25 protein-coding genes are annotated in these 20,999 nt (G+C 57.2%); 9 read left to right on the plus strand and 16 right to left on the minus strand.

Annotation, left to right across the window (positions count from 1 at the left end; all coding sequences use genetic code 11):
- The first annotated feature begins 448 nt into the window (after nucleotides 1-448).
- Together ACFPO9_RS17275 and ACFPO9_RS17280 are read left to right on the plus strand one after the other, a co-directional pair.
- A complete protein-coding gene (locus tag ACFPO9_RS17275) occupies nucleotides 449-1,450 on the plus strand; it encodes a tyrosine-type recombinase/integrase (protein WP_379772612.1) in 1,002 nt (333 codons plus the stop codon).
- Nucleotides 1,447-2,331 carry a hypothetical protein gene (locus tag ACFPO9_RS17280; RefSeq protein ID WP_379772615.1) on the plus strand — a complete coding sequence of 295 codons (885 nt, stop codon included), beginning with the start codon at nucleotides 1,447-1,449 and terminating at the stop codon, nucleotides 2,329-2,331. Before ACFPO9_RS17275 ends, ACFPO9_RS17280 begins: the two co-directional genes overlap by 4 nt.
- Nucleotides 2,332-2,378: 47 nt before the next feature.
- Here the strand turns inward: ACFPO9_RS17280 and ACFPO9_RS17285 are convergent, their stop codons facing one another.
- Nucleotides 2,379-3,668, minus strand: coding sequence for a replication initiation protein (locus ACFPO9_RS17285; protein ID WP_379772618.1), 1,290 nt, complete (start codon nucleotides 3,666-3,668; stop codon nucleotides 2,379-2,381).
- 617 nt (nucleotides 3,669-4,285) lie between these two features.
- Between ACFPO9_RS17285 and ACFPO9_RS17290 the strand changes: the two genes are divergently transcribed.
- Nucleotides 4,286-5,083, plus strand: a complete 798-nt coding sequence (locus ACFPO9_RS17290; protein ID WP_379772620.1) for a ParA family protein — start codon at nucleotides 4,286-4,288, stop codon at nucleotides 5,081-5,083.
- Nucleotides 5,076-5,978, plus strand: a complete 903-nt coding sequence (locus tag ACFPO9_RS17295) for a ParB/RepB/Spo0J family partition protein (protein ID WP_379772623.1) — start codon at nucleotides 5,076-5,078, stop codon at nucleotides 5,976-5,978. The genes ACFPO9_RS17290 and ACFPO9_RS17295 overlap by 8 nt, the downstream gene beginning before the upstream one ends.
- Nucleotides 5,979-6,585: 607 nt before the next feature.
- On the opposite strand, the gene ACFPO9_RS17300 is transcribed toward ACFPO9_RS17295, so the two are convergent.
- The 6 genes from ACFPO9_RS17300 to ACFPO9_RS17325 form a co-directional block, all read right to left on the minus strand.
- Nucleotides 6,586-7,017: a hypothetical protein gene (locus ACFPO9_RS17300; protein ID WP_379772625.1), complete on the minus strand. Its 432-nt coding sequence runs from the start codon at nucleotides 7,015-7,017 to the stop codon at nucleotides 6,586-6,588.
- A gap of 12 nt (nucleotides 7,018-7,029) precedes the next feature.
- Nucleotides 7,030-8,184 carry a plasmid segregation protein ParM domain-containing protein gene (parM, locus tag ACFPO9_RS17305; protein WP_379772627.1) on the minus strand — a complete coding sequence of 385 codons (1,155 nt, stop codon included), beginning with the start codon at nucleotides 8,182-8,184 and terminating at the stop codon, nucleotides 7,030-7,032.
- A gap of 248 nt (nucleotides 8,185-8,432) precedes the next feature.
- Nucleotides 8,433-8,897, minus strand: coding sequence for a hypothetical protein (locus tag ACFPO9_RS17310; RefSeq protein ID WP_379772629.1), 465 nt, complete (start codon nucleotides 8,895-8,897; stop codon nucleotides 8,433-8,435).
- 9 nt (nucleotides 8,898-8,906) lie between these two features.
- Entirely contained in the window at nucleotides 8,907-9,257 is a 351-nt protein-coding gene (locus tag ACFPO9_RS17315) for a hypothetical protein (protein WP_379772631.1), read from the minus strand.
- Between the two features lie 55 nt (nucleotides 9,258-9,312).
- The gene (locus ACFPO9_RS17320; protein WP_379772634.1) at nucleotides 9,313-9,606 is read right to left on the minus strand and encodes a hypothetical protein; all 294 of its coding nucleotides are present in this window, start codon (nucleotides 9,604-9,606) and stop codon (nucleotides 9,313-9,315) included.
- Between the two features lie 130 nt (nucleotides 9,607-9,736).
- Nucleotides 9,737-10,300: a hypothetical protein gene (locus ACFPO9_RS17325; protein WP_379772636.1), complete on the minus strand. Its 564-nt coding sequence runs from the start codon at nucleotides 10,298-10,300 to the stop codon at nucleotides 9,737-9,739.
- 286 nt (nucleotides 10,301-10,586) lie between these two features.
- Here ACFPO9_RS17325 and ACFPO9_RS17330 point away from each other — a divergent pair, with 286 nt between their 5' ends.
- Genes ACFPO9_RS17330 through ACFPO9_RS17340 form a run of 3 tightly spaced genes read left to right on the plus strand, consistent with a single transcriptional unit; the run spans nucleotide 10,587 to nucleotide 11,996 of the window.
- Nucleotides 10,587-11,078 (plus strand): Hcp family type VI secretion system effector, encoded by a 492-nt coding sequence (locus tag ACFPO9_RS17330; RefSeq protein WP_379772639.1) that lies wholly within the window; start codon nucleotides 10,587-10,589, stop codon nucleotides 11,076-11,078.
- Nucleotides 11,079-11,088: 10 nt separating this feature from the next.
- Entirely contained in the window at nucleotides 11,089-11,619 is a 531-nt protein-coding gene (locus tag ACFPO9_RS17335; protein ID WP_379772642.1) for a M74 family metallopeptidase, read from the plus strand.
- The gene (locus ACFPO9_RS17340) at nucleotides 11,616-11,996 is read left to right on the plus strand and encodes a hypothetical protein (protein WP_379772645.1); all 381 of its coding nucleotides are present in this window, start codon (nucleotides 11,616-11,618) and stop codon (nucleotides 11,994-11,996) included. The genes ACFPO9_RS17335 and ACFPO9_RS17340 overlap by 4 nt, the downstream gene beginning before the upstream one ends.
- A 320-nt stretch (nucleotides 11,997-12,316) precedes the next feature.
- On the opposite strand, the gene ACFPO9_RS17345 is transcribed toward ACFPO9_RS17340, so the two are convergent.
- The 3 genes from ACFPO9_RS17345 to ACFPO9_RS17355 form a co-directional block, all read right to left on the minus strand.
- A complete protein-coding gene (locus tag ACFPO9_RS17345) occupies nucleotides 12,317-12,781 on the minus strand; it encodes a hypothetical protein (protein WP_379772648.1) in 465 nt (154 codons plus the stop codon).
- A gap of 130 nt (nucleotides 12,782-12,911) precedes the next feature.
- Complete coding sequence (locus ACFPO9_RS17350) at nucleotides 12,912-14,360, minus strand: competence protein CoiA family protein (protein WP_379772650.1); 1,449 nt, start codon at nucleotides 14,358-14,360, stop codon at nucleotides 12,912-12,914.
- Nucleotides 14,361-14,417: 57 nt separating this feature from the next.
- Nucleotides 14,418-15,074 carry an ERCC4 domain-containing protein gene (locus ACFPO9_RS17355; protein WP_379772653.1) on the minus strand — a complete coding sequence of 219 codons (657 nt, stop codon included), beginning with the start codon at nucleotides 15,072-15,074 and terminating at the stop codon, nucleotides 14,418-14,420.
- A 681-nt stretch (nucleotides 15,075-15,755) separates the two neighbouring features.
- Here ACFPO9_RS17355 and ACFPO9_RS17360 point away from each other — a divergent pair.
- Both ACFPO9_RS17360 and ACFPO9_RS17365 read left to right on the plus strand, forming a co-directional pair.
- On the plus strand, nucleotides 15,756-16,538 hold the full coding sequence (locus ACFPO9_RS17360) for a hypothetical protein (RefSeq protein ID WP_379772656.1): 783 nt from the start codon (nucleotides 15,756-15,758) through the stop codon (nucleotides 16,536-16,538).
- Nucleotides 16,535-17,803, plus strand: coding sequence for a tyrosine-type recombinase/integrase (locus tag ACFPO9_RS17365; protein WP_379772658.1), 1,269 nt, complete (start codon nucleotides 16,535-16,537; stop codon nucleotides 17,801-17,803). The genes ACFPO9_RS17360 and ACFPO9_RS17365 overlap by 4 nt, the downstream gene beginning before the upstream one ends.
- Before the next feature lie 338 nt (nucleotides 17,804-18,141).
- Here the strand turns inward: ACFPO9_RS17365 and ACFPO9_RS17370 are convergent, their stop codons facing one another.
- The 6 genes from ACFPO9_RS17370 to ACFPO9_RS17395 form a co-directional block, all read right to left on the minus strand.
- Complete coding sequence (locus tag ACFPO9_RS17370) at nucleotides 18,142-18,498, minus strand: hypothetical protein (protein ID WP_379772660.1); 357 nt, start codon at nucleotides 18,496-18,498, stop codon at nucleotides 18,142-18,144.
- Nucleotides 18,499-18,511: 13 nt separating this feature from the next.
- The gene (locus tag ACFPO9_RS17375; protein ID WP_379772663.1) at nucleotides 18,512-18,847 is read right to left on the minus strand and encodes a hypothetical protein; all 336 of its coding nucleotides are present in this window, start codon (nucleotides 18,845-18,847) and stop codon (nucleotides 18,512-18,514) included.
- A 212-nt stretch (nucleotides 18,848-19,059) separates the two neighbouring features.
- The gene (locus ACFPO9_RS17380) at nucleotides 19,060-19,395 is read right to left on the minus strand and encodes a hypothetical protein (protein WP_379772666.1); all 336 of its coding nucleotides are present in this window, start codon (nucleotides 19,393-19,395) and stop codon (nucleotides 19,060-19,062) included.
- A gap of 87 nt (nucleotides 19,396-19,482) precedes the next feature.
- Nucleotides 19,483-19,905, minus strand: coding sequence for a hypothetical protein (locus ACFPO9_RS17385; protein ID WP_379772668.1), 423 nt, complete (start codon nucleotides 19,903-19,905; stop codon nucleotides 19,483-19,485).
- 29 nt (nucleotides 19,906-19,934) lie between these two features.
- Nucleotides 19,935-20,543 carry a hypothetical protein gene (locus tag ACFPO9_RS17390; RefSeq protein ID WP_379772671.1) on the minus strand — a complete coding sequence of 203 codons (609 nt, stop codon included), beginning with the start codon at nucleotides 20,541-20,543 and terminating at the stop codon, nucleotides 19,935-19,937.
- Nucleotides 20,544-20,557: 14 nt separating this feature from the next.
- The gene (locus tag ACFPO9_RS17395; RefSeq protein ID WP_379772674.1) at nucleotides 20,558-20,842 is read right to left on the minus strand and encodes a hypothetical protein; all 285 of its coding nucleotides are present in this window, start codon (nucleotides 20,840-20,842) and stop codon (nucleotides 20,558-20,560) included.
- Nucleotides 20,843-20,999 lie beyond the last annotated feature (157 nt).

Genomic DNA, 20,999 nt, shown 5'->3' on the forward strand with positions numbered 1-20,999 from the left:
ACACGCCAGTGCGTAACGTGCCGCAGTCGCGTCATCGCGATCATCCCGAAAGTATGAAATCGGCTACGGGCACTGGCCGGGCAAATCGTCTCCGATATCCCTCCTCATTTAAGCGATCAGGGCTCGCCATGCCCGGCACTATTCTTCCGGCCTTCACAGCAGGGCAGGTTATCGGGCGCGTCAAAAGGTAACTAACCCACCTATAGAAACCCTACCCCTACCCTCCAGATACGTCCCGGGCTGTTCTACGTCCGAACGTCCTGGCGGCTCGACCGGCCCCAGTGCTGAGAGGGCCGAGAGAGAGCAAAGAGCAGAAAGAGAGCAGAGAGAGCCCCCCGGTCCCGCCGGAGTCAGTGGCAGTCGCATACCCCTTGGGGGCGCGTAAGTATCCGTTGGTTAGTTACCTTTTATGATACACTTGGCGACAACTCCACACTCCCTTCACCTCATGAAAAACCTGACTTCGTGGGACGCAAACCCGGTACAGGCCTTCGAGAAATTCGTCACCACCCTCGATTTCGCCAAGACCGGTCGGCGCTTGCGCGCCGACGGCACGGTCAAGCTCGTGTCGACGGAGTCGGCCAAGACGTACATGTTCATGTTTGCGAACGTGGCCACGTGGATCGCTGGCCAGGGCAAGACCTTCTCCACCGTGACGCCTCGCGACCTGGTGCGCTTCGTCCAGCGCGTCGACGGCGGCAAGCCGGTCCTCAACAGCAAGATCGGGTACCGCTACCTGCGCCTGCTGGAACGCTGCTACGAACACCTGGGCGTCGTACCCAATCCAGCGAAGCAGGCGATCCTTGCCACCGACCGGAAGGACCTGCCGAAAGACAGTCCTGGCCGCGCCCTCTCCCCCGAGCAGCTGCAGCGGTTCTTCGACGCCCTGCCGGCGGATCCACCGCGGCGGCGCCGCGTGACGGCGTTCGATGGCTGGAAGCGCCGGCGCGATCGCGCCATGCAGGTCGTGATGGCGCTGGCGGGCCTGCGCGTGTCCGAGGCGATCGGACTGCTCGTGCACGAAGTCGGCAACCAGGTGGCGCTGGACGGCTCGATTGACCTGACCATCACGCCGGCGGAAAAGCACGACACCAGCCATGAGCACATCGCTCCCCTGCCCCGCGAAGGCGTCGCCGAGTTGCGGCCGTGGCTGGACGAGCGCGCGAGAATGGTGAACGAGAAGACGATGGTTGGCGACTTCGTCTTCCCCGCTAACGTCGATGGCGAGAAGATGACCAAGAAAACGGTCTATAAGCAGATCCGCGCGACGTTCGAGCGCGCAGGCCTGGACACGGCCCGAGCTGGCGGCCGGACCTTGCGCAACACGTTCGCGAAGGGACAATTGGACAACGGCGCCAGGCCCGACGAACTGAAAGGCGTTCTCGGCCTCGCGCTCGAGCGTTCAGCCGCCGACTACAAACTCACGCGCATCAAAGACGACCCGAAATGAAGCTGTCCACGATCCTCGAAACCCTCGCCGCCGCCCGCCTGCCCTCCGTGACCAGCGAGCAGCTGCAGCAGCTGGTCGGCACCGCCGAAGGCAAAGCGTTCGCGGACGACCTGCGATGGTTCGCCGTTGGCGAGACCAAGCGCCGCGAGAAGCTGGCGGCCGTGGTGCACGCGCTGGCGCCAGGCGTGCGCCGCGCGGTCGAGCAGCTGGGCTTCCAGTTCGATCTCCTCGCCATCATCGCCGCGGCGAAGGTCGACGGTTCGGCAGGCATCGACACGATCAAGGCTGCGAACGCAAATCCGGGCAACCGGGCCCGGGCTATCGCCTACCTCCAGGGCGCTGGACTGCAGGCAGCAAACCGCAGCGCGACGGTGGCGCCGGCACAGGCCGCGCCTATCGAGCCGCCCTACTTCTCCTTCAAAATATTCGGCAGCTCAGCAGCGCTGTGCGTGAGCGAGGCGCGCACGCGCGCTGGCAACCAGTGCACGATCCAGATCGAAGGTGCGCTGGCGCTGGGCGGCGGCGGCGGCCGCCGAGAGTTCGACTGGCAGAACAAGATCATTGTGCAGCTGACGGTGCAGGAGGCGTACATGGCCCTCGCCCTGTTTGAGAACCTGATCCCGAGCGTGAAGTTCGATGGCCACGGCCGCGGACACGACAAGTCGCTCCATATCGACTTTCAGGATTCGCACTACTTCGTGAAGGTGATCCAGCGCGGTCGCGCGGCGGTGGCGCTACCGGTTCGTGCTGTCGATTCGATCCAGATTGTCACGCTGCTTTACAGGCAGATGCTTCGAAACGATCAGCACCTAAGAATCGAGGATATTCGGGCGCTGGTGGCGCGAATGGCTTCGATGAGCACCCCACGCAAGCAAAACTGACTTTAGACGCCCTGGCGGCCCTGTAGCGCGGCCCAGACAGCCTCCAATCAGTTGGTCGAACCCTCGGGCGGCGTGGCGCCGGCTGCATCAGCATTCCCCCAGAGGGAATCCGCAAGCCACTCGCAGAACGCGGCTTTTGCCACCTGTGACCTACCCAGCCCATGCCTCTTGACCTCTCTCGCATACGCCGCGATCGGGGTAGCCTTGATGAACTGGTCGCGCCTTGCCTCTTGGTCTTCGATGCTCATCGCGCGGTAGGCCTCGTCAGCCATTCGCATACGGTCGACCTGTGCCGCCTCAGCCGCAGTTGGCGGTTTTGGAAGGGCACCTTGCGGGAGCGCCGCAGGTTTCGCCGGGGCCTTCTCGGGCTGCTCAGCAATGCGGTCGCGGAGTGCGGTACGAAAATAAGCGGCTACCGACCCTAGCTTCGGCAAGCCCACTGCCGCGTCACGCTGGCGCACCAGGGCGACAGTCTTGCGTAGGAAGTCTTCGTCGTATTCCTCACACCAGATCTTGGCTTGTTTCGGCTTGATGCCGAACGCGACGATGTTGTTGAGCAGGTCCATATCGACCGTGCCGCCGTTTGCGGATGTGTCGGACCAAGCCACAAACGGGTTTGCTTTGCGCGAGACCTTGAACTGAATCTGTTCGACCCTCCGCCCCATTTTATGCTCGATGAGCGTCACTTCGATGTCGGTCATGGCGTTGACCTCGGCCATCGCACGCTTCAACACGTCTCGCTTGAAGTACTTGTATTCGGTGACTTCGATGCCCGGATTGCCGGTGATGCGCGGGCAGAACCATTCCCAGTGCTGACGCATCGTGAGGCCATTCGGACTTGTCTTGTAGCGGCTGCAAATCTCATACAAGGCGATCGACGAGCCGCCTCGCAAGGCGGTCGACATATGGAGCAGCAGCGCCGTATAGGACGTCGGGTCAAGTAGCTCTTGGCGTATCCGTGGCGGGAGCGACCATTCGACATACGTTGCATGGCCTTTGTGCTCAACGATTTCGGCTTGGGCGATCATTCCGGATACGCCCCAGCGCGTCTCATCGGAGGCCTGAGTATTCCATTCGACCTGGATGCTCTGCAGCAGCCTGAACTGTTCCCTGAGATCGAGCGTATTCCGGCTATTGTACTCGGCGAGGTTCATCAGCTCACCGAAAGAGCGCCGATACACATCCTTGCTGCCATCCTGCTGGGAAAAGAACAACATCGTCGCGAACAGCTTCCGCATAGTTGCGGTAATTCGACCGCTCACTGGCAGGACTGCGAGTGTCTGGTTCGGCTGCCGCAGGACTTCGACGGCGTTCGCTGTGTTGTTGACAAGTTCCATGGATGAGAAGCGTACATGGAACGGTGAAAAAGATCAAATGCCAAACTCACCTTTCGGGAAAACTTGCAACAGAGAGGTCGAAAACCGCGAAGCGCTCACAAATCCTCTCACCTTTAGCCGAATCTCTCACATATCCCCTCACCTGCACTCACAAATCTTCTCACCTTTCCGGTTGATCGTTCACAAATCTTCTCACCTACACTCACAAATCTTCTCACCTGCGCTCACAAATCCTCTCACCTAAATCTCTTGAGACCCGCATGGATACTAGCTCTTGCCAAGCATCAAACTGGTTTTAACCATAATCAAGGGTTTACTACTCAAAAAACCCTCAATGCATCGCTCGTTGAGAGCATTTTCAGGAAGAAATCGTCGCAGCACTCACGTGAAGCTACCAGCCGGGCCCTGTCAATCTCTGAAACTCGGCTTTTCGACCACTACGTCTCGGATTCAGGGCTCTCTAATCACATCTTAGAGGCAATCCAGCGACGAAAGGTGAGAAGATTTGTGAGCGTTTCCGGAAATCGCTCGGTTTTTCTTACCTCGATTACATTTTTGTAGGCATTTACCGATTTTTGCTCTAACATTTCTCGATCGATAAAAACGTGGAGAAAGCTGTGCCTGCAAAAATCATATGTCTGGCAAATCACAAGGGCGGAGTTTGCAAGACGACGCTATCGGTTTGCATTGCTGATGCGTTCGCGCGAGAAGGTCTGGATGTGTTGCTGGTCGACCTCGATCCCCAGGCCAACGCCACTCGACTGGTGTACGACTTCGAAGAGTCGCCCGCGGTGACAATCGAAAAGGTCCTGGACGGCCGCGAATCGATCGCTGCTGCTATTGTGGAGAACACCCACATCGAAGGCGTCCACCTGATCGGCTCTACGCTGAAGCTCGCAGTGCTGGAACGTCAACTGCAACAAACGCCTTTCTCTTCCACATCGCTTGTGCGACAGAAGCTCGCCCTGGTGGCAGACGAATACGACGTCATCATTCTCGATACGCCACCTGCCCTGAATTTCCTGACTGCCAACGCGCTCGCGGCATCGGACATCGTCATGGTGCCTATCGAGTCCGGGTCGAAACTTTCGCTGCTGGGCACCGACGACATGCTCGAGTTCATCAAGCAAGGGAGGATGGCGAATCCTCAGCTCAAGTTTGGCGGTGCGATCCTTACCAAGCACGACGCTCGCAAGAAGATGTGCAAGATCACAGCGGGCGCTGTCCGTGACTACTATGACCACGTGCTCACCGCTAGCCTGCCATCCACTACCGACATCCACAAATCGCAGGCCGGCGGTCAGACCATCCTGCAGTATGACCGTGATCACAACGCATCGCGCGAGATTGTTGCTATTGCTCGTGAGATAGCCGCAATCGCCAGTCTCCCGCTGAAGGAGAAGGCCGGTGTCTAAAGACAAAGGACTTGAAGACAGTATGCGCCGCCGGCGCCCGCCACGCGATATCGAGGAAGAAGTAGCGTCTACGATCTTTGGCGACGCAGCAAACGAAGCCCAGCTCGGGAAGCCGATCGAAGTCTCGCAGATCGCCGACTCTGCATTCCAGTCGCGTGTCAAACTAGATCTGGACCATGTGGAAATGCTTGTGGCGCTTATCCAGAAAGGCGGCTTATTGTCGCCTATCCTGGTGCGCCCGGTCGAAGGAGGCGACAAACCATATGAACTGGTCGCTGGACATCACAGGCTTGAAGCATTCAAACGGCTCAAGCAGACCACGATTCCGGCCATTGTAAGGCGGCTGAGCAATGCCCAGGCCGCGCGAGCGCTTACTGCCGAGAACACGGCAAGAAAAGGTTTGTCGGACTGGGAGCTGTACAAGCACATGGTCATGCTGCAGGAACAGGACGCGGTGCAGAACAAAACGGAGCTGGCCGAGGTTATGTCGGTTTCCAGAACCCAAATCTATAACCTGGAGGCGTTCGCAAGCCTGCCGGAGTCGGTTCATCCTTTACTCAACGAGTCGCCAGAGATCATTGGCGCGGGCCTAGTCTACGCGCTCAAGCCGCTGCTCGACGATCCGGTAAAAGGAGAGAGCGCAAAGTTACTTGTGGAGGAAGCCTTCCGCCTGATCGAAGCCAAGAAGTTGAAGCAGACCGGCGTAAAGGGCTGGATCGAACGAAAGCTCGAAGGCCCGGTTGCAAGTAGCAAGAAGGAGTATGCGTTCAAGGAAGAAGGGCTGAACATTAAGGTAGTCCTGGGCCCGTCGTCTGCCAAGATTTCCGGCGAGTTCGATTCCGAAAAGCTTCATAAGCTCATCCAAGACAACCTGGCTATGCTGCGGAAAGCATAGCGCGACCAGTGGGTGTCAAAAAATGACACCCCTATTTCGGCCGATTAGGGGTGTCAAAAATTGACACTGGGTCCGTCGGGGTTGATGCGCGGTAGCTGACGACGCAGCTAAGGGTGCGATGTCGTGATCTAGCGAAACAGGGTGTCATTTTTTGACACCCTTTTTTTCGCCGTTTTGAGGTGTCAAAAATTGACACTAGGTGCATGCGGAACATCCAGTTGCGTCATTTTTTGACAGCCATTTTTCGGCCGATTCGGCGTGTCAAAATTTGACACTAGCATTCTTGTAAGTCGCGTCTCCCTGCGGCCACCGGCTTAGTAGCGATCACAAATCTTCTCACCATAGCGCCGACAAGGCCCGCCATCGCTCACAAATCTTCTCACCTTCCGCGCCGAAACTAACTTCTAGGCATTCCTTCGACGCTTCATTTAGCTCAAAAACCGCGCTAATTACCCAACAAACGGGCATTTTTGGGCGCCAGAAAGGCGGTTTTTGTACATTGATTCCCTAACGCTAAGCTTTCAAGAACGTTCACAAATCTTCTCACCTTTCGCACCAAAAGAAAAAGGCGGCACTGAAGCCGCCTTTCGAATAGGGGTGAAATTCCTTATCCGGATAGTCCGCGCAGGTTGTTCTGTAGAGTGGATCTTGCTGTCGCGCCCTTATCCTCCGGCCGTTTTTCCGGTCGGTCTCCCCCACCCCCACTCCCGACGACCTCATCTTGTTGGCCTTGGGCCGTAGGCTGCTCGCCCGGATGCGGTCTTACGGGCACGGGCACCTCGGCGTGAGCGACATGCCGGCCAGCACCGGCGAATTCCGGCTGTGTTTCCCACATACGGCCAGCGTGGCGAAGAATCGTTCCGTCCAGGATGAACCCGGCCTGTTCAGCTGCGTACCCCAGTTCGATCAACCGTCGCAGCTCGGCACTCTTGTCCAGATGCGGGCGCTCCATACGCTTCATCACAAGCAGTCCAACATCGGTGGGCTTGAGCAGTACCTTGTACTGTACCCCGGAGCCCTGGGAATTATCCTTCGCCATTACCTCATCCTTTTATACAGGTTCGACCGTGCTGACACGCGGAAGATTAGCTTGAGCGCCTTTGATCGCGGCCGGAGCCTGAATTGTACGCTCAGCCGGATCCAGCACGTACATTCCGAACTTCCACATACCCCTTGCGTTGGCGTATTCCGGCTCCCTCGGGATGAAGCGTTTGCCCCTATAGATCGACGCGAACGCCTCTTCGCCCAGCGCACTTTGGATCAAGGCCGTGCCGCCGCCGACGAACACCACGGCGCCAACGGTTGAGCCGTCGCGAAGCTTGGAGACGAAGAAATTCTTGACCCGCTCAAGGTACGCTTCGCAGGCGGCCTCGACGATATGGGAGACATCGACGTCCTCACCGAACAGCTCATATTTCTTCGTCCGGCAGGCTTCTTCGACGTAAGGGAGCGGGGGGTTGTCGTTCAAGCCGAATTCCGATTTAATCTGTTCGGCTACCTGGTCGAGCAGCTGGAGGACGCCGATATCCTTGGTGCCGCTCTGGTCCTTGTAGACCGAGCTGACGTGTTCAGCGACGACGACGAGGTCAGTGGTCTTCCCACCCATATCGACGACAGCCACCGGCCGGCGCGCAATCAGGGCCTCGATATCCGCATCGAACGCACCATCGGGCTGGATGAGCGCATCGTAGAACGCGGCGATCGCTTCGCTGATCACGCTCTGCCCGCCGACCAGCGCCAGCACCGCGCCTTTCCCGATCCGTTTGACCGGCTTCGCCAGGCTTTCGATTTTTCTACCGATCAGCTCTTGATTCGGCGCACCGTTCTTGTAGTACTGGTCGACAGGCAGGCCGGTGATCAGGTAGACGGGTGTATCTCCCAGCCCGCACGCGGCCAGCGAGTGGGCGACGAGTGTACGGTTGAGATCCGACAGTGGGTAACCCTCCATTCGGGTATCGAGGGCCTGCAGGAGATTCTGGGCGCCCGCGACGGTGTAGCGTTTGCCCTCCGTTTCATACGCGCCGCCGGCGCTGGCCGGGCTGCCGATCGACATCACCTGTTGCAGTCCTTCGACGGCGCGGGACTTGTGGTAGCCGTAGCGCCAAGCGCCTGTCTTGCTGTCCCAGCCGTAACAGAGCTTGATCGTATCGTGACCGTCGTCGGCGCCAACAACCATTTGCGTTTCATTCTGCGAATTGATACCCATTTTGCCCATCCCTCTATATGAAGATTCCCGCCTGCCTACCGCGGACACTGAATTGACTACGAGCAAACTCTACCCGAAATGCAAGTCCCTATCAAGGTCTGTCAGGGACTATTAGGGACTAACGGGAATTAACAAGGGTCTGTCGGTCCCTAATAGGTCCTGCTGTAACGAGCGCAGCACCACACCGGATGAGGAAGCAGAAACGAGTAGGGAAGGGTGCCCAGCCCGGACGGGCTGAGCGAGATACGTCAGAGAACAATACTCCGATAGCTCTCAATGGCCATCTGCATCGCCGCCAGCTGGAGGCGTGCATTGTGAGGATCTACGCCGACCAGGTAACAGTCGACGGTGAAGGAGGGCTCGGATATGAACGCCTCGAGCGCGTGAGCGACGGAGGCGAGCCTTGCACCTTGCAGCGGTGTGGCGTCGAGCTCGAAGTCCACACGCTCGGCCAACGTCTCAAACAGGCCGCCATGCATCTTGAGCAGCAGTGGACCCAGCAGGGCGTACACGGCATCCAGCATGCCTGCCTGGCCACCAAACGCGACGAACGGCCTCGGGCCATCATCGCCTGTATGAAAGGTGCACGCCCAGGGTTGAAAGCGCGTCCGAGCCTCGATCGGCACGGTCCAGCTCGGGAAGTAGGGTACCGGCGCCATAGCGACGTGGCCGCCTACATGGTCCGCGCGAATTGCAGTGAAACTGGTGCTCATCGTTACCTCCTAGACGATGTCATTTTGCGCAATCAACTCAAGCGCTTCATCCGGCGTGGAGGCAAACCCGGTATGGCCGATCCAGTCCATGTCCGCGGTATAGCGCGCGAGCGAAAAACGGAAGTAGGGTTCGTCATCGGTCGCTCTCGACTTGCTGCGGTCGGCATAATCCACCCACAGCCGCAAGACAGTCCCGTTCGCCTGTGGCTTGTCGAAAGAGGGCATTTCCTCGTTGTGCCAGGAGGTGTCTTCAAACCCTTCGGGCAGCTTGAAGTCGAGCTCGAAGCCCGGGAACTCTCGGGCGCAAAGTGGCGTGTCTAGGGTTGGCATGGGCGTGGACGCCGGCGGCGTGTTTTGCATATTTGGGTTTCCCAATTGATGCGAACGGATCGAATCGATCCCGGGATTGATGGGTTTATTGGAAGTAGCGAGTGGGCAGGATCGTGGCGAAGACCTCAGCCTTTTCGAGCACTCGGGCCAGGCTGTTGGTGTGCCACCAGCCGGCCGACTCACTCGTGCGGAAGATGGTTTGCGGCAGGCAGAATTCGTCGGCACTGCGCTTAGCGTGGAGCTTAGCTACCAGCAAGCTAGTGTCGAGGCGATCTAGATTGGGCGAGCGCCGGCAGGTTTCGACCGCGGCCATCTCGAGTGCGATGTCGTGCTGTTGCTGCGCATCGCCGGATTGAAGTTGCTTGGAATTTGCGTTCATTGTGCGCTCCAGTCATTGCCGGGAATCGGCGTTGAAAAATGGGGCGGCCGGGGAGGGCTTACGACATTCGATGTCGTGAACCGGTAGGGGGGAAGGGCGCCGACTGATGTTCAGTCGGCGCGAAGTTGCTTTAGGTCAGCTTCATATCGGCCAGTGCCCTATGAAGAGTTTCAAGGCGTTGCTGAGCCTGATGAGGCTGCAGGCGTCGCTTCCAGCCAACCTCGAGCTGGTCAATCATTTCTTGCGTGTGTGGCCAAGGGCTGTCGAGAATCAGCGCGCGAGCGGCGTAATGGTCTGGATTCGCTCCTATGTGATCTTTCAAGTGATGCAGTCCACGTGCACGTGCGTGGGGTGCGTAAGTCACGATGACGTACGCTACTCCAGCTGCGGAGCGAACAATCTCATAGCCCCCGCGAGAGTCGACCCCAATGGCCTCAAAAGTTACGAAGTTTTCGCCCGGTGGCAAGTCTGCGCCGTGCAGGAACCCGTAGCTAGTCGGGCCGATATCGGCCTTCGTTAGACACCCTGCGATGCGAGCGTCCGGCGCAAAAGGAAACGACTGGACGTACTGAATGCCGAGCTTTTCGGCTTGGCTTGGTTCGCTGTCAGCTTGCTCGCTGAGCATCGATGTTTTCCGTGTGCCTTGAGTCGACTGTACTGCCGATTCGATTACGGCTTCATGGATGATGTTCATAGGTTCTCCCTGATGTCGAGGATCGACGATAAAAAGAGGGAGTCGGTGAGGACTCGCTGGAGCAGGGCGCTCGGACGAGTGGAAATGCTTGAGGATTACGCGGCCGTACAAAACGGCGCAGGCTTATTCGGGTTACGGGTACAACAATGCCGCATGGCGACACCGAAGTATTGCACCTTTTCATATCAGGTGCAATATGGCAACGCCTGTTGGCTTGCGCATATACAAGGTCTGCTCAGCCTTCTCCATGCAAACTTGAGGCTATTTCAGACCTAGGAGAAGAAAGATGGCTTCGGACGCATACCTCCAGATCGAAGGCATAAAAGGGGAGTCCGCCGACTCGGCGCATGCTGGATGGATCGAGCTTACCTCGGCACACTGGGGCGTCACCCAGCCGCGCAGCGCGACCGTGTCGACCAGCGGGGGCCATACTGCAGGCCATTGCGAACACCGCACGCTAATCCTGTCCAAACTGGTTGATATCGCTTCGCCAGTCCTGATGCAGCACTGCTCCATGGGCAAGACCATGCCGAAAGCGAAGCTGGAGTTTATGCGAGCCGATGGCGACGGGAAGCCGGTGAAGTTCTACCAGGTCGAGCTCGAGAACGTCATGCTGTCCCATATGGATCAGGTAATGCACGATGGCGGCCAGCTGCACGACGAAATCGGCCTGTGCTTCTCGAAAGTGAAGTGGACGTACACGCAGCAGAAGATCGCTGGCGGCGCCAGTGGCAACTCGTCGGGTGGATGGGACCTCGCCTCCAAGAAGTGCGCGTAAAGGCCCTCAAATGGCTTCCAATGGCATTCCAATCCAGCCCAAGGACTCTCGCGGCTACTTCATGCTGCCGCAAGCACCAGAAGACGCCGGCTACTACGTCTATGGTAACTTGCATGGCGTGCCCGGAACGGGCCACCTAGCCCAGTATGCGCATCCAAACTTACTTTCCCTGATCTTCCAGATCGAACGCGAATGGCAAGCTCTATGCGACCGCAAGTTCGGGATCGGGAATATCAGCATCGACGGTGGGCACGAGTTTGACCGTCACAAGACGCACCAGAAGGGGATTGAGGTGGACTGCCGGCCTGTTCGCAAGGACGAGCTCACCGGCCAGGCCGCACGCTGCTCGTATCGAGACACAGCTGTCTACGACGCAGCGGCGACGACCAAGCTCATCGACCTATTCGTGCGTCACCCGTGGGTCAAGGTCGTCTACTTTAACGATCCGGCCGTCCAAAAGGCTCTTGGCGCTCGTGTGACGAGTTGCCCTGGTCACGACGACCATTTTCATGTCGGACTATGGGGAAGGCTCGCATCATGATCCTGCGCCGCTTATTGGTTGTCGGCGTTGTTGTGCTTCACTGGCCTGTTCTCGCCGCGGAAGAGAAGGGCGGCGCTTGGACTGCCGGCCCCAAACCTCTAAAGGGCAACTACCAGGTGTACGGCGGCACGCTCTCGGAAATGACACCGCCCAACCGGCGCGATCGGAAGGTCTCTTTCATGTTCAAGGGGCCATTAGCGAAGGAATTGTTCGACCAGCTCGGGCCGGACCTGAAAGTGTCCTGCAGCGACGCGCCAGGGTATCGCGAACGGACAAGAGGTGACCTATCTTGCACGTTCACGAAGGAGGACGGTTTTACCTGCTACCTTGGCCTCGACGCTGTGACAGGTCGAAGCACGAATGGAGCGATCTGTTGAGATTAGCCTTGCGACCAACCTGGACCTTCGGCCTTGAATCTGTAGCGAAAAAGCAGAATTTACATAAGTGTGCCCTCAAAAAGAAGGGCTCAAAGGTTTTACGTAAACGTACTCACAAAATGAGAACGGGCAGAAGATGCGCAGCATCAGCAGGCAGTTTACTGGACGAACTCGACAATACTTTAAGTAATGTCGATCTTGTAACCGCCAGTAGTGGTGCCTGTACGGCTGGCCCAGGCATCGACATAGCAGCGAACTCGACATTAGAAAATGTATTGTCGAGTTGACAATATGTGTGTCAAGTTTGATCGGTGATCGGCCTACGATGCGATGATCTTAAGCCAGGCATCTTCATACTTCGAAATCGCTTCCTTCACGAAATATTTCTTGTTTTTCTGTTGACTAACTCCCAACAGTTTCGACTCTCCTTTTATTTGCAAGGCTTCCGCACGTTCGAGAACAAAGAAACGGGGTCGAAGTTCACTTGTGACCAGGTCCTCGGATGGCGTTTCGCTGCCTTCTTTAACGGCCATTGTCGGAGTGCTGTCGATTATCACAACGACCAAATAGTCATAATCTTTCTCGACGCCACCGAATGAATTGTTCGTGCTTGTATTGCCGAGAGTGGTCGACTTCACCTGAATTCGAACAACCCGACGTTCTGGCAAGATTGCCGTTATATCGTAGTGCTCTTGATTGGTTTTAAGCGCGAGGTAAGCCTCAACTTCTAACTCAAGTAACTTTGCGAGAACCCGGTACTCGCCGTATCTTCCAATGTAATCCATGGAGCGTCGTCCTGTTCCAGCGGTCGCTTAGGGAAGAGGATTATAGTGGCGTTGTCGCCGTTCGTGTTCCCGGTTTCGTGGTGCGCTTGAGCGGGTTGCGTAAATGCGCAGGAACGTTACCCGCGGCGGCCTAGCGTGCGAGTAGCCCTACACGGCTTAAAAGGTCAAAGCAGGCTTCTAGCGGGACATCACGTTTCACTAAAGGCTCAGCCCAATGGTGCGGACTTGCCGGCGAATTCATCGCTGATAGATTGTCCAGCGCGTCAAGGAGAACATCCCGGTGCGGTGACCCGGCAAGCACTTCCTGCGCTTCCTCCAGGACTGCTCGCCAGCGTGGCCATCCAGCGTTCCAGCGACGGCGCGGGCCGGAACCCCGAGCCTGATCGGAAAGCAGTGGCTCGCCGTCGTACTGTGTTTCGAATGCCGTATGAAGAGGCAGTGAAACTTCGTTGTGTTCCACATAAAAAGGCCCGAATCTCTTCCCGCGCTCCTCGTAAAGAATGCGAGCGGTCGCAAGGTAACGAAGATACAGGTTGATTGCGAGGCGCTGCAGCATCCCATCCTGCGGCGGCAGCTTGAATCGTCGACGCAAGCATGGATAGATCGTGTCGGCAGTGAGCTTTGTGCCCTCCTTGCTACGGTAGATAAACCGCTCGAAGATACTAGCTTGAAAGATGAATGCCGGAACCGTGATCACCGACTGCGGATACGCTCCCCGGGAAAGAAAGGCCGGGATCGCGTCGGTGAGCCCGAGCTGCTCGCGAAGCCAAGCATCCTGCTCATCGGGAGTCCAGTTAGAAAACGCAGTGTCGACGTCAACGTTGGCTACTTTCCTTGCGCTTTCGAGCCGCGCTAATTTCGCCCGCTCCTTCTTTCTGCGCTCTAGTTCGGCCTGGTGGGCTTCATTGGCGGAGTCGACTCGAGCTTGGAGCTTATTCTTCAGGTAAGCGAGGTGCTCGTCACTTCGGGGGTATACCAGCCATTCCTTGTAGTGAACGCTTTCGATGACTCGTTCCTTCACGGCCTCAAACCCTTCCAACGGATCAAGATCAGACAGGTCAATTTCCAGTGCAGGGAACCCGAGCCGCTTAAGCTTATCGCGCTTTTCCTCATCGACGCGATGGCGGAAAAACATCTCGACTAGCAGCTGCCGTTCGCCTCGGTAGCCCACTACATCGGGCCGGATATCTCCGATGGTCACTTCCGCCGCCGCGTGATCGAAACGGATGCGTCGTTGCGTTGATAGGACCTCCTGCTCATGCAGCATTTGGCCGTCCTGGGCTGCTGCTGAGATGTAGAAGCTGACCTCGGGCACTAGTAGGCCGCCGCACTCGATGAGCACCTGTTTGGCGGCGGCATGGATTGCGCTCTCAACGCACTGATCGGAACCCGGAGCGTTGTGATGTGCAAAATGGCGGCGTCTCGACCCCTGCTTGAGTATCAGCTTTGCACCGCATCCTGGGCAGATGCATTGGCAATCCAGTCCAGTCGGGAGGGCAGCACTCGGCGCAAATAGTTCGTCGCCTTTCCGGCCGAAAGGAACTTTCAAACCTTTGTTCGATTTTTCGGTACTGTTCAAGCCGCCTTATCCTCAACAACCGGCAATTTTTCCTCGCTCACAAGCTCACGCCAGAGCCTAAGAGGCCGGGTCATGCCTATAGTCCGCTTCGATCACGCTGCGGATCTGTTCGGCAGTTTTTGCCCCGATACCCGACACCTGTCGAAGCTGCGCCAGGTCGGCCCGCATCAAGGCGTTGACAGTGCCGAAGTGCTCGAGGAGTGCGGTGGCGGCCGCCGGGCCGACTCCAGGCAGGCCTTGTACAAGGAACTGGGCGCTCAACCGCAAATCTTTCGGTTTATTCGCCCGTAAACCCACGGCATAACTTAGCCCTTGCTGCAAGTGGCGTGCGAGGGTAGCAAGAAGGGCCGCAGTGTCGGCCGCGTTCCTGGTGGTTAGAACACGTGCGTCTTCGATCGCCGTGAGGTAAGAAATCGCGCCGCAGATCGCTTCTGGCTTCATCTGGCTTCGCGTCGCATAGACATCGCCTTCGATCACAAAAGTGGCCTTGCCGTATTCTGCCTTTAGCTTGGCTACCTGCTCGAATAAGCGCCTGTCCTGGATACTCGCGACGAAGTCAGCCGCGGCCTTGCGCTCTACAGGAAAATCGTCACGGAGCAGGTAGTCCCCGACGTCCAGTTCGCACACTTTTACTTCATAGTCGGGCATGCGCTGCAGCATGGCGATTATGGATGAGCGCGACTCGCGCATGTCGGCGGTGATCTGGATCGCCATGGCCCTTGCTTTCGAATGGATGAACGGCCAGTATCTTTTGGCGTTGCTGAGGTGTCAATCTATTACCTGAGGTGCGCGTTGCCCTTTGGCTGAACGGGATGGCAAACAGCTGGGTAACGTGGCGCCGGTCACGATGGTTAAAGTCATACGCAGGGTATAAAAAGCTGCCCGAATACTCACAAAATTCTGTCGCTCGCGACTTACTCACATTATCTCGTCGTAGCGGCGCGACAGAATAATGTGAGTCCGTCCTTCGAATTTTGCCGCTTTGTCCTATGGATGCACGGTCAAAGCTCACTCACATCTTTCTGTCGCCGACTACCGGATAAACGACCGTTATGAAGTAAAAGTGGAACACGCTCGGCTTAAGAAAAAGCGAGCCGGAATTCGATGATATTGCCAAAATGAAACATCTTTTGAAATCATAGGGTTACATCTTGGGGAGGTCGAAAAAAAGCAAAAATCCCCCCGTGAGGCAATCTTTCGACTTAGTAACAGCTATGTCGAAAGATGGGTTTTGACGGTGGTTTTAATACCTGTTAAGCTACCTGCCATGTGCTCATCTACTGCTCCACGCTCTGTCGCCGGCATGGTCCTCAAACGTCAACCGGCGTGCTGCTCCAATCTGTCTCATTCGGTCGCGAATGCGGTTTGGATTCTCGGTCGCGTCACGAATATTTCATGAGCCGCCCACCGTTCTCCCTTACCGACGATCAGGCCCGTGACCTGGTGCAGCGAGTTGCGCCGTTGCTGTCGTCCTATCCGATCGAGCCTGGCAACCACCGTCCGTTTCTGCGTGCCTTCATCCGTGCTGTCCACGATGTGACGAACAAGCTATATGGACCGGACGTCTATCGGCGACTGCTGCGCGCATATGCCCCCGGCCGCAGTCCGTCGACGCCGACCATCGTTTCCGAGCGCGAGGCACTCGAACGCGAGCTGGCCACAGCGGCACCAGCGCACGCATCTCCGTCACCGGCCGGGCCATACCTCACCCTCCCGCCGGCTTCCCTGGCGCCAGCCCTCGATGCCTCGGCGATCCGTGCCGTTTTCATCGAATGCATGCCCCAGTTCTCCCGGCTGGCGGCCCAGGCCGGCCGAGATGCACAGGTCGACTACTTGAATGGCCGTCTGCGAGACGCCGAGCGCGAAACGGCGGAAGCCAAGGCCCATGCGGCTCGCCTCGCCGCGGAGGTGCAGGCGCAGGCCGCCCGTGTGGATCTGCTCGGGCGCGAACTGGAGGAAAGCCGCAGCGCCCTCACCCAGCAGCGGCAGACCGTGACCGCGCTGACCGACGAACTAAAGGGCCAACGCCAGTTTGCTATGCAAGCCATCGAAATGAGTCGCTCGGAAACCCGATTTGCCAAGGACCGCAGCGCCGACCTGCAGGCTAAAATTGACCGGCTTGAAATGACAATCGACCAGCTGCGCATGGTGCGTGGCGGACAAGGAGGACCACGGTGAGGGATTCAGCGAACGAAATGGTGGCGAAGGGCGACACCGAGCTGGTCGTGCTCAAGGCATGGCAGGCGGTCGACGTGTGGCTCGAGGGTGTGCGCCATAACGGCGGCGACCACAGTCATGCGACAGCCAACACCTACAGTTACCACGTCGCGAAGCTGCGCTGGTATTGCGAGCGCATCGGGGTGCCGCCCGTGCAGTGGACCCAGGCCCATGCCAACGGTTTTGTCGCGTTTCTACGCGACGTACCTGCCGACTGTCTATGCCAAAAAGTCGATACCGGGCGTACGCGTCTAGGCCGTGATGGTGAAGAGGAACCTGTGCTGCGCTATGCCCGCGCGGACGAGGCTGGATACACGCCCTTCCGCACGCGTCCGTCAAGTGGAAGCCGTGACGACATTCTGAGGTGCGTCCGCGCCCTCTTTACCGAGCTGCACGCTGACGGTGTTATCGGGCGCAACCCAATGGCGAAGGTGAAGACGAAGAAGTCGCGACGGATCAACGCCGAGCGCTCGCTCGACCTCGACCTGTATGCCTACGTGCTCGAGTACCTCGACACGTTGCCCGTTCCTGACGATAACGCAGCCAGGTTGCGCGCACGCGACCGGTTCGCGTTTGTCGCGTTGCGTGAGCTAGGTTTGCGCGCGTCCGAGCTGGTCGGCGTGCGTATGCGCGACGTGTTTCCGTTGACCGATCCGAAAACGGCACGCACGTACTGGATCTTGAAGGTCTCCGAAGAACATGCCAAGGGCAGCGTTGGGCGCGACATTCCCATGACGCGCGCTGTGTTTGAAGAACTGATGGCGTACCGCAGCGCCTTTGGCCTTTCACCGATGCCAGAGGCCGGCGAAGAATACGGGCTGCTGCTGTCGGTGCAGACGAAGCCGGTGGCGATCGGCGCCCGCCTGGTGACGGAGGCAAAGTCGCGGCGCTACTTCCGCGCATGGGCCAGCCTCACGTCGCGCAAGAGCCTATATTTGATCGTGAAGAACCGGCTCGATGAGGTGGCTGTAGCGCTTGAGCAAGAAGGCCGCGGTGCGGAGGCAGCGCAGTTGCGCGACGTTTCACCGCACTGGCTGCGCCATACTTTTGCGAAAGCGCTGCTCGTGCGAGGGCGCGATATCCGTGTCGTGGCCGAGTCGCTGGGTCACGCCAGTGTGACGACGACGATGGCGTACACCAGGCAGAGTGCGCTTGACCAAATCCGCGAATATGGCAAGGATGGCGATCACGATCTTGCCACTCTGGCACCATCGCACATTTCCTAATGCCTTTTCCTACCTCGCACAGATGGTAGCGATCTGAAGCATTGTGATAATACTCACAGGCGGTGCCGTGCTAACAGTGTTTCAGCCCGCTCAACATCTCCGTCAAGCATCGCTCCCGTACCTATTCTGTCTTCTAATTCTCGAGCAAAAGCGATGTCCATACCCCTATATTTTTTTGCGTCTAAACGATTACGCAATTCAGCGAGTCGTCTTATAAGCGCCATAAATTCTCGGTTCATGTTCTATCGACCATGTTGAGTCAACAGCTTCTGGAATTCGGTAAACACAGCACCATAATTCCCACTTTTACGTGAGTCATCAAGATTCTTTAAATTATTTCATTTTTTTCCACGCCCGGATTTTCTGGTCGCCAGATAGGCGTAGATAAAATTGCCTCCAACGCCGCCACTAATTAGGATCATGACGTTCTGAATTGCCTCCACGACAGAGACATCTTCCGGAAGATATTTTTTCCCGAGAATCGCTATCCATGATGACATGACGATCAAGAACATGCCCTTTGTGGCGTCGTCCCATTTCGCATTGACGAAGATCGCCCACACTGCAAGCCACGCGTAGATCCAGAGCGCGGTCCAACCGACACCAGAGAAATACCATGCTGCCAGTGGACTTAAAATGACGACAAGTAATAACCACGCGACGATACGCAAATTTGACCTTAATTTCTCACTCATAACTTTCGTGACCTTAGATCGACATGCCACATGGCGGTTGGTTGACCCGGCGAACAACTAAGGCGTCAACGAAAACGCACGCATTTAGAGGTACATGCCCTGCTTTCTCAAGCACTGCATTCAGGCCTGCGAAAGCACGTTCGACGGCGCCAGGCTTCGAAGTGTCGATATCATCAAACTGAACCATGCGGCCCTGGTAGTCGTCCCCTGCTTCCCAAACCTCGGGCTTGTTCAACGCTGTAGCCGAAGTCTTCACGAGGTCAGGTAGTGCCAATGGATCGGAAGCGTGCGATAGCGGTGATGCGGCGGCCAACACCGGAAACGCGAGAAATCCGAAAGTCTTTTTCATGTTTCTTTCCGTAGACAACGAGTGGTCAGGTGCCGAAGTATGTCAGACCTAAAGCACAGAACATTAATACGTATGCGGCGATGAAGCGTCGTGAGCGTTCTACGCTGCCGTGCGGTTTAATCATTCCTGACGCGGCCGCAAGCGCAGCCAATCCGCAAGATGCAATCGTTAGCTTGAGCATAGTTCTCCAGTCGAGTTGTGGTCTACCCACTTCAGTGGCGTCCGCCCCTGCTCGAGAAAGTTGAGGGTGTGGGCTTGTAGGGCTGGGTGGACCACGCCGTCTGGGCCAGGCTGCAATCCGTGCGCACCAGTTCCGTAATTGCTTCAGGGCTCAATTTTTGACATTCGTCCCAAGTTTTCTTTGCTTCGTCGAGATGCGCTTCGTAATAGCCAAGATTGCGTGCTACCTCCGTTTCAGGTTGCGTCTTAGCAGGCATTGCTGGCGACGTCGACTGCACCGTAGTCGTAGTATTCTGTTCAGTCTTTCCACAGCTAGCCATCAAAGCAAAGCCAATAACGGAAGCGGCAGTTGCGCTTAAAACTTTCATATTAAGTCGTTAAAGTAAAGTGGTTTGATCGCGTGACGAATATTCCAAAAGGATTGTCCCTCACGATGGCGGTACTGCTTTTTTCCTTCACCTTTCGTCGCCGCGGCACATATGCGTATCGGCCGCGCCGTTATCGCGCACATACTCACCACAAAACCGGCACTGAGTGTGTCCGTCGATGCCGGTGGCAGGCGACCACGACGTGGGCTGCATATTCGCTTGTTGCGGCGCAGCCCTCTTTTGATCGTCCCAGCGCTGCTGGGCAAACGCACGATGAGCCTTCCCGTCATCGAATCCAGCCCACCAGGCATCAGCTTCAGCACTCCCCTCCCCGTGAAAATACGGGTTCCTGCTCTCTTCTACTGGCAGTTCGTTGGCCTTCGCAATTGCATATCGCAGGCCACGCCGGAATCCTTCACGATAGGGATTGGAGCGCGGCGTGCCACTTGCGAAACGCTCATCGTACATACCGTCGAGGAAATCCGGATGGGGAAGCGTCGATTTATTCATGGCAGTTTTCCTTGTAGTCTGGACATCACCTATTTTGCCACCGCGGCCTTAAAAGCGGGATCGGAGAATAGCCGGCCAAGTAACTTTTGATAGAGACGCTGGTACTGATCAATCGCAGTCTGAAACGCCGTATTGCCATAAAAGGAAGAGTCCCACTCGGCTCGGACATCAAAGCTTCGGGCATATTTCGTGGTAGCGCCATCTTTAACGATGAATCGAGCAGCTAACCGAGCGTTACCGGTACCGATAGGGGCGATTACGTCGCTGTCAATAAGCTCCCCACTGATCGAGACTTTAGCCCTCGAATCAAGAAGTCCAGCGGCGTCGAGCTCCACGCGGAGCGCCTCGCGAAGATACTGGCTAAATGATCCATTGTAGAGTGAGGCAACCGGAGTGCCCCGGGGGGAAACCAGCTGATCAATGATCGCCGGTTTGCCTATTTCGAGAACGAAGTTGCCAACCGCCACTGGCGCAAGATCAGCCGACCGTAATTGTTGAGTGTTCTCGGGCGTCGCTTGCGGCAGCTTCAGTGGCAACGGAGGCACTGCGCAACCGGACAGCAGACCTCCAGTCAATATAATCGCCGCTACGGAAGTGCATCGGAACATTTCACGCTTCAGGTATTGTGGTAAGGACATGCTTTTCCGGTACGTTAGCTCGTCTGGTCCGATTTCGCGGCGGCGTCGAGAACCATGATTCCCTCCGCGATTACGCGCTGCATTTCGTGAATCATCGATTCCGGAAGCGGCGAGGCTACTAGATCAGCATCAATGCGCGCAGCCGCATCCCTCGCGCTCGCGGCGCAGCGCTGAGCGACGTCTGGCGGCAACTGCCGCGCGATCACCACAACTAGCGAATGCACTGCGTTCAGCCGACCCAAAGCGATCGACATGTTCTCTTCCAGGTTTGCGAGGCGACGTTGAACTTCCGTATCCATTTAGTTTCTCCTATAGCCGACACCGCGCCGACCTTCTTAATGCTCTAGCCGCGTCGAGCGCGGCGTAGGTACTGCTGGCCTTTTCCGGTCTATTGAGCGCAATGCTTGATGGCTCCATCCACTCGCGCGAAATAATCGTTAACGCTGAAGGTGCCCT

Origin of the sequence: Massilia aerilata, from assembly GCF_042656905.1 — a bacterium.
Taxonomy (GTDB): domain Bacteria; phylum Pseudomonadota; class Gammaproteobacteria; order Burkholderiales; family Burkholderiaceae_D; genus Telluria; species Telluria aerilata.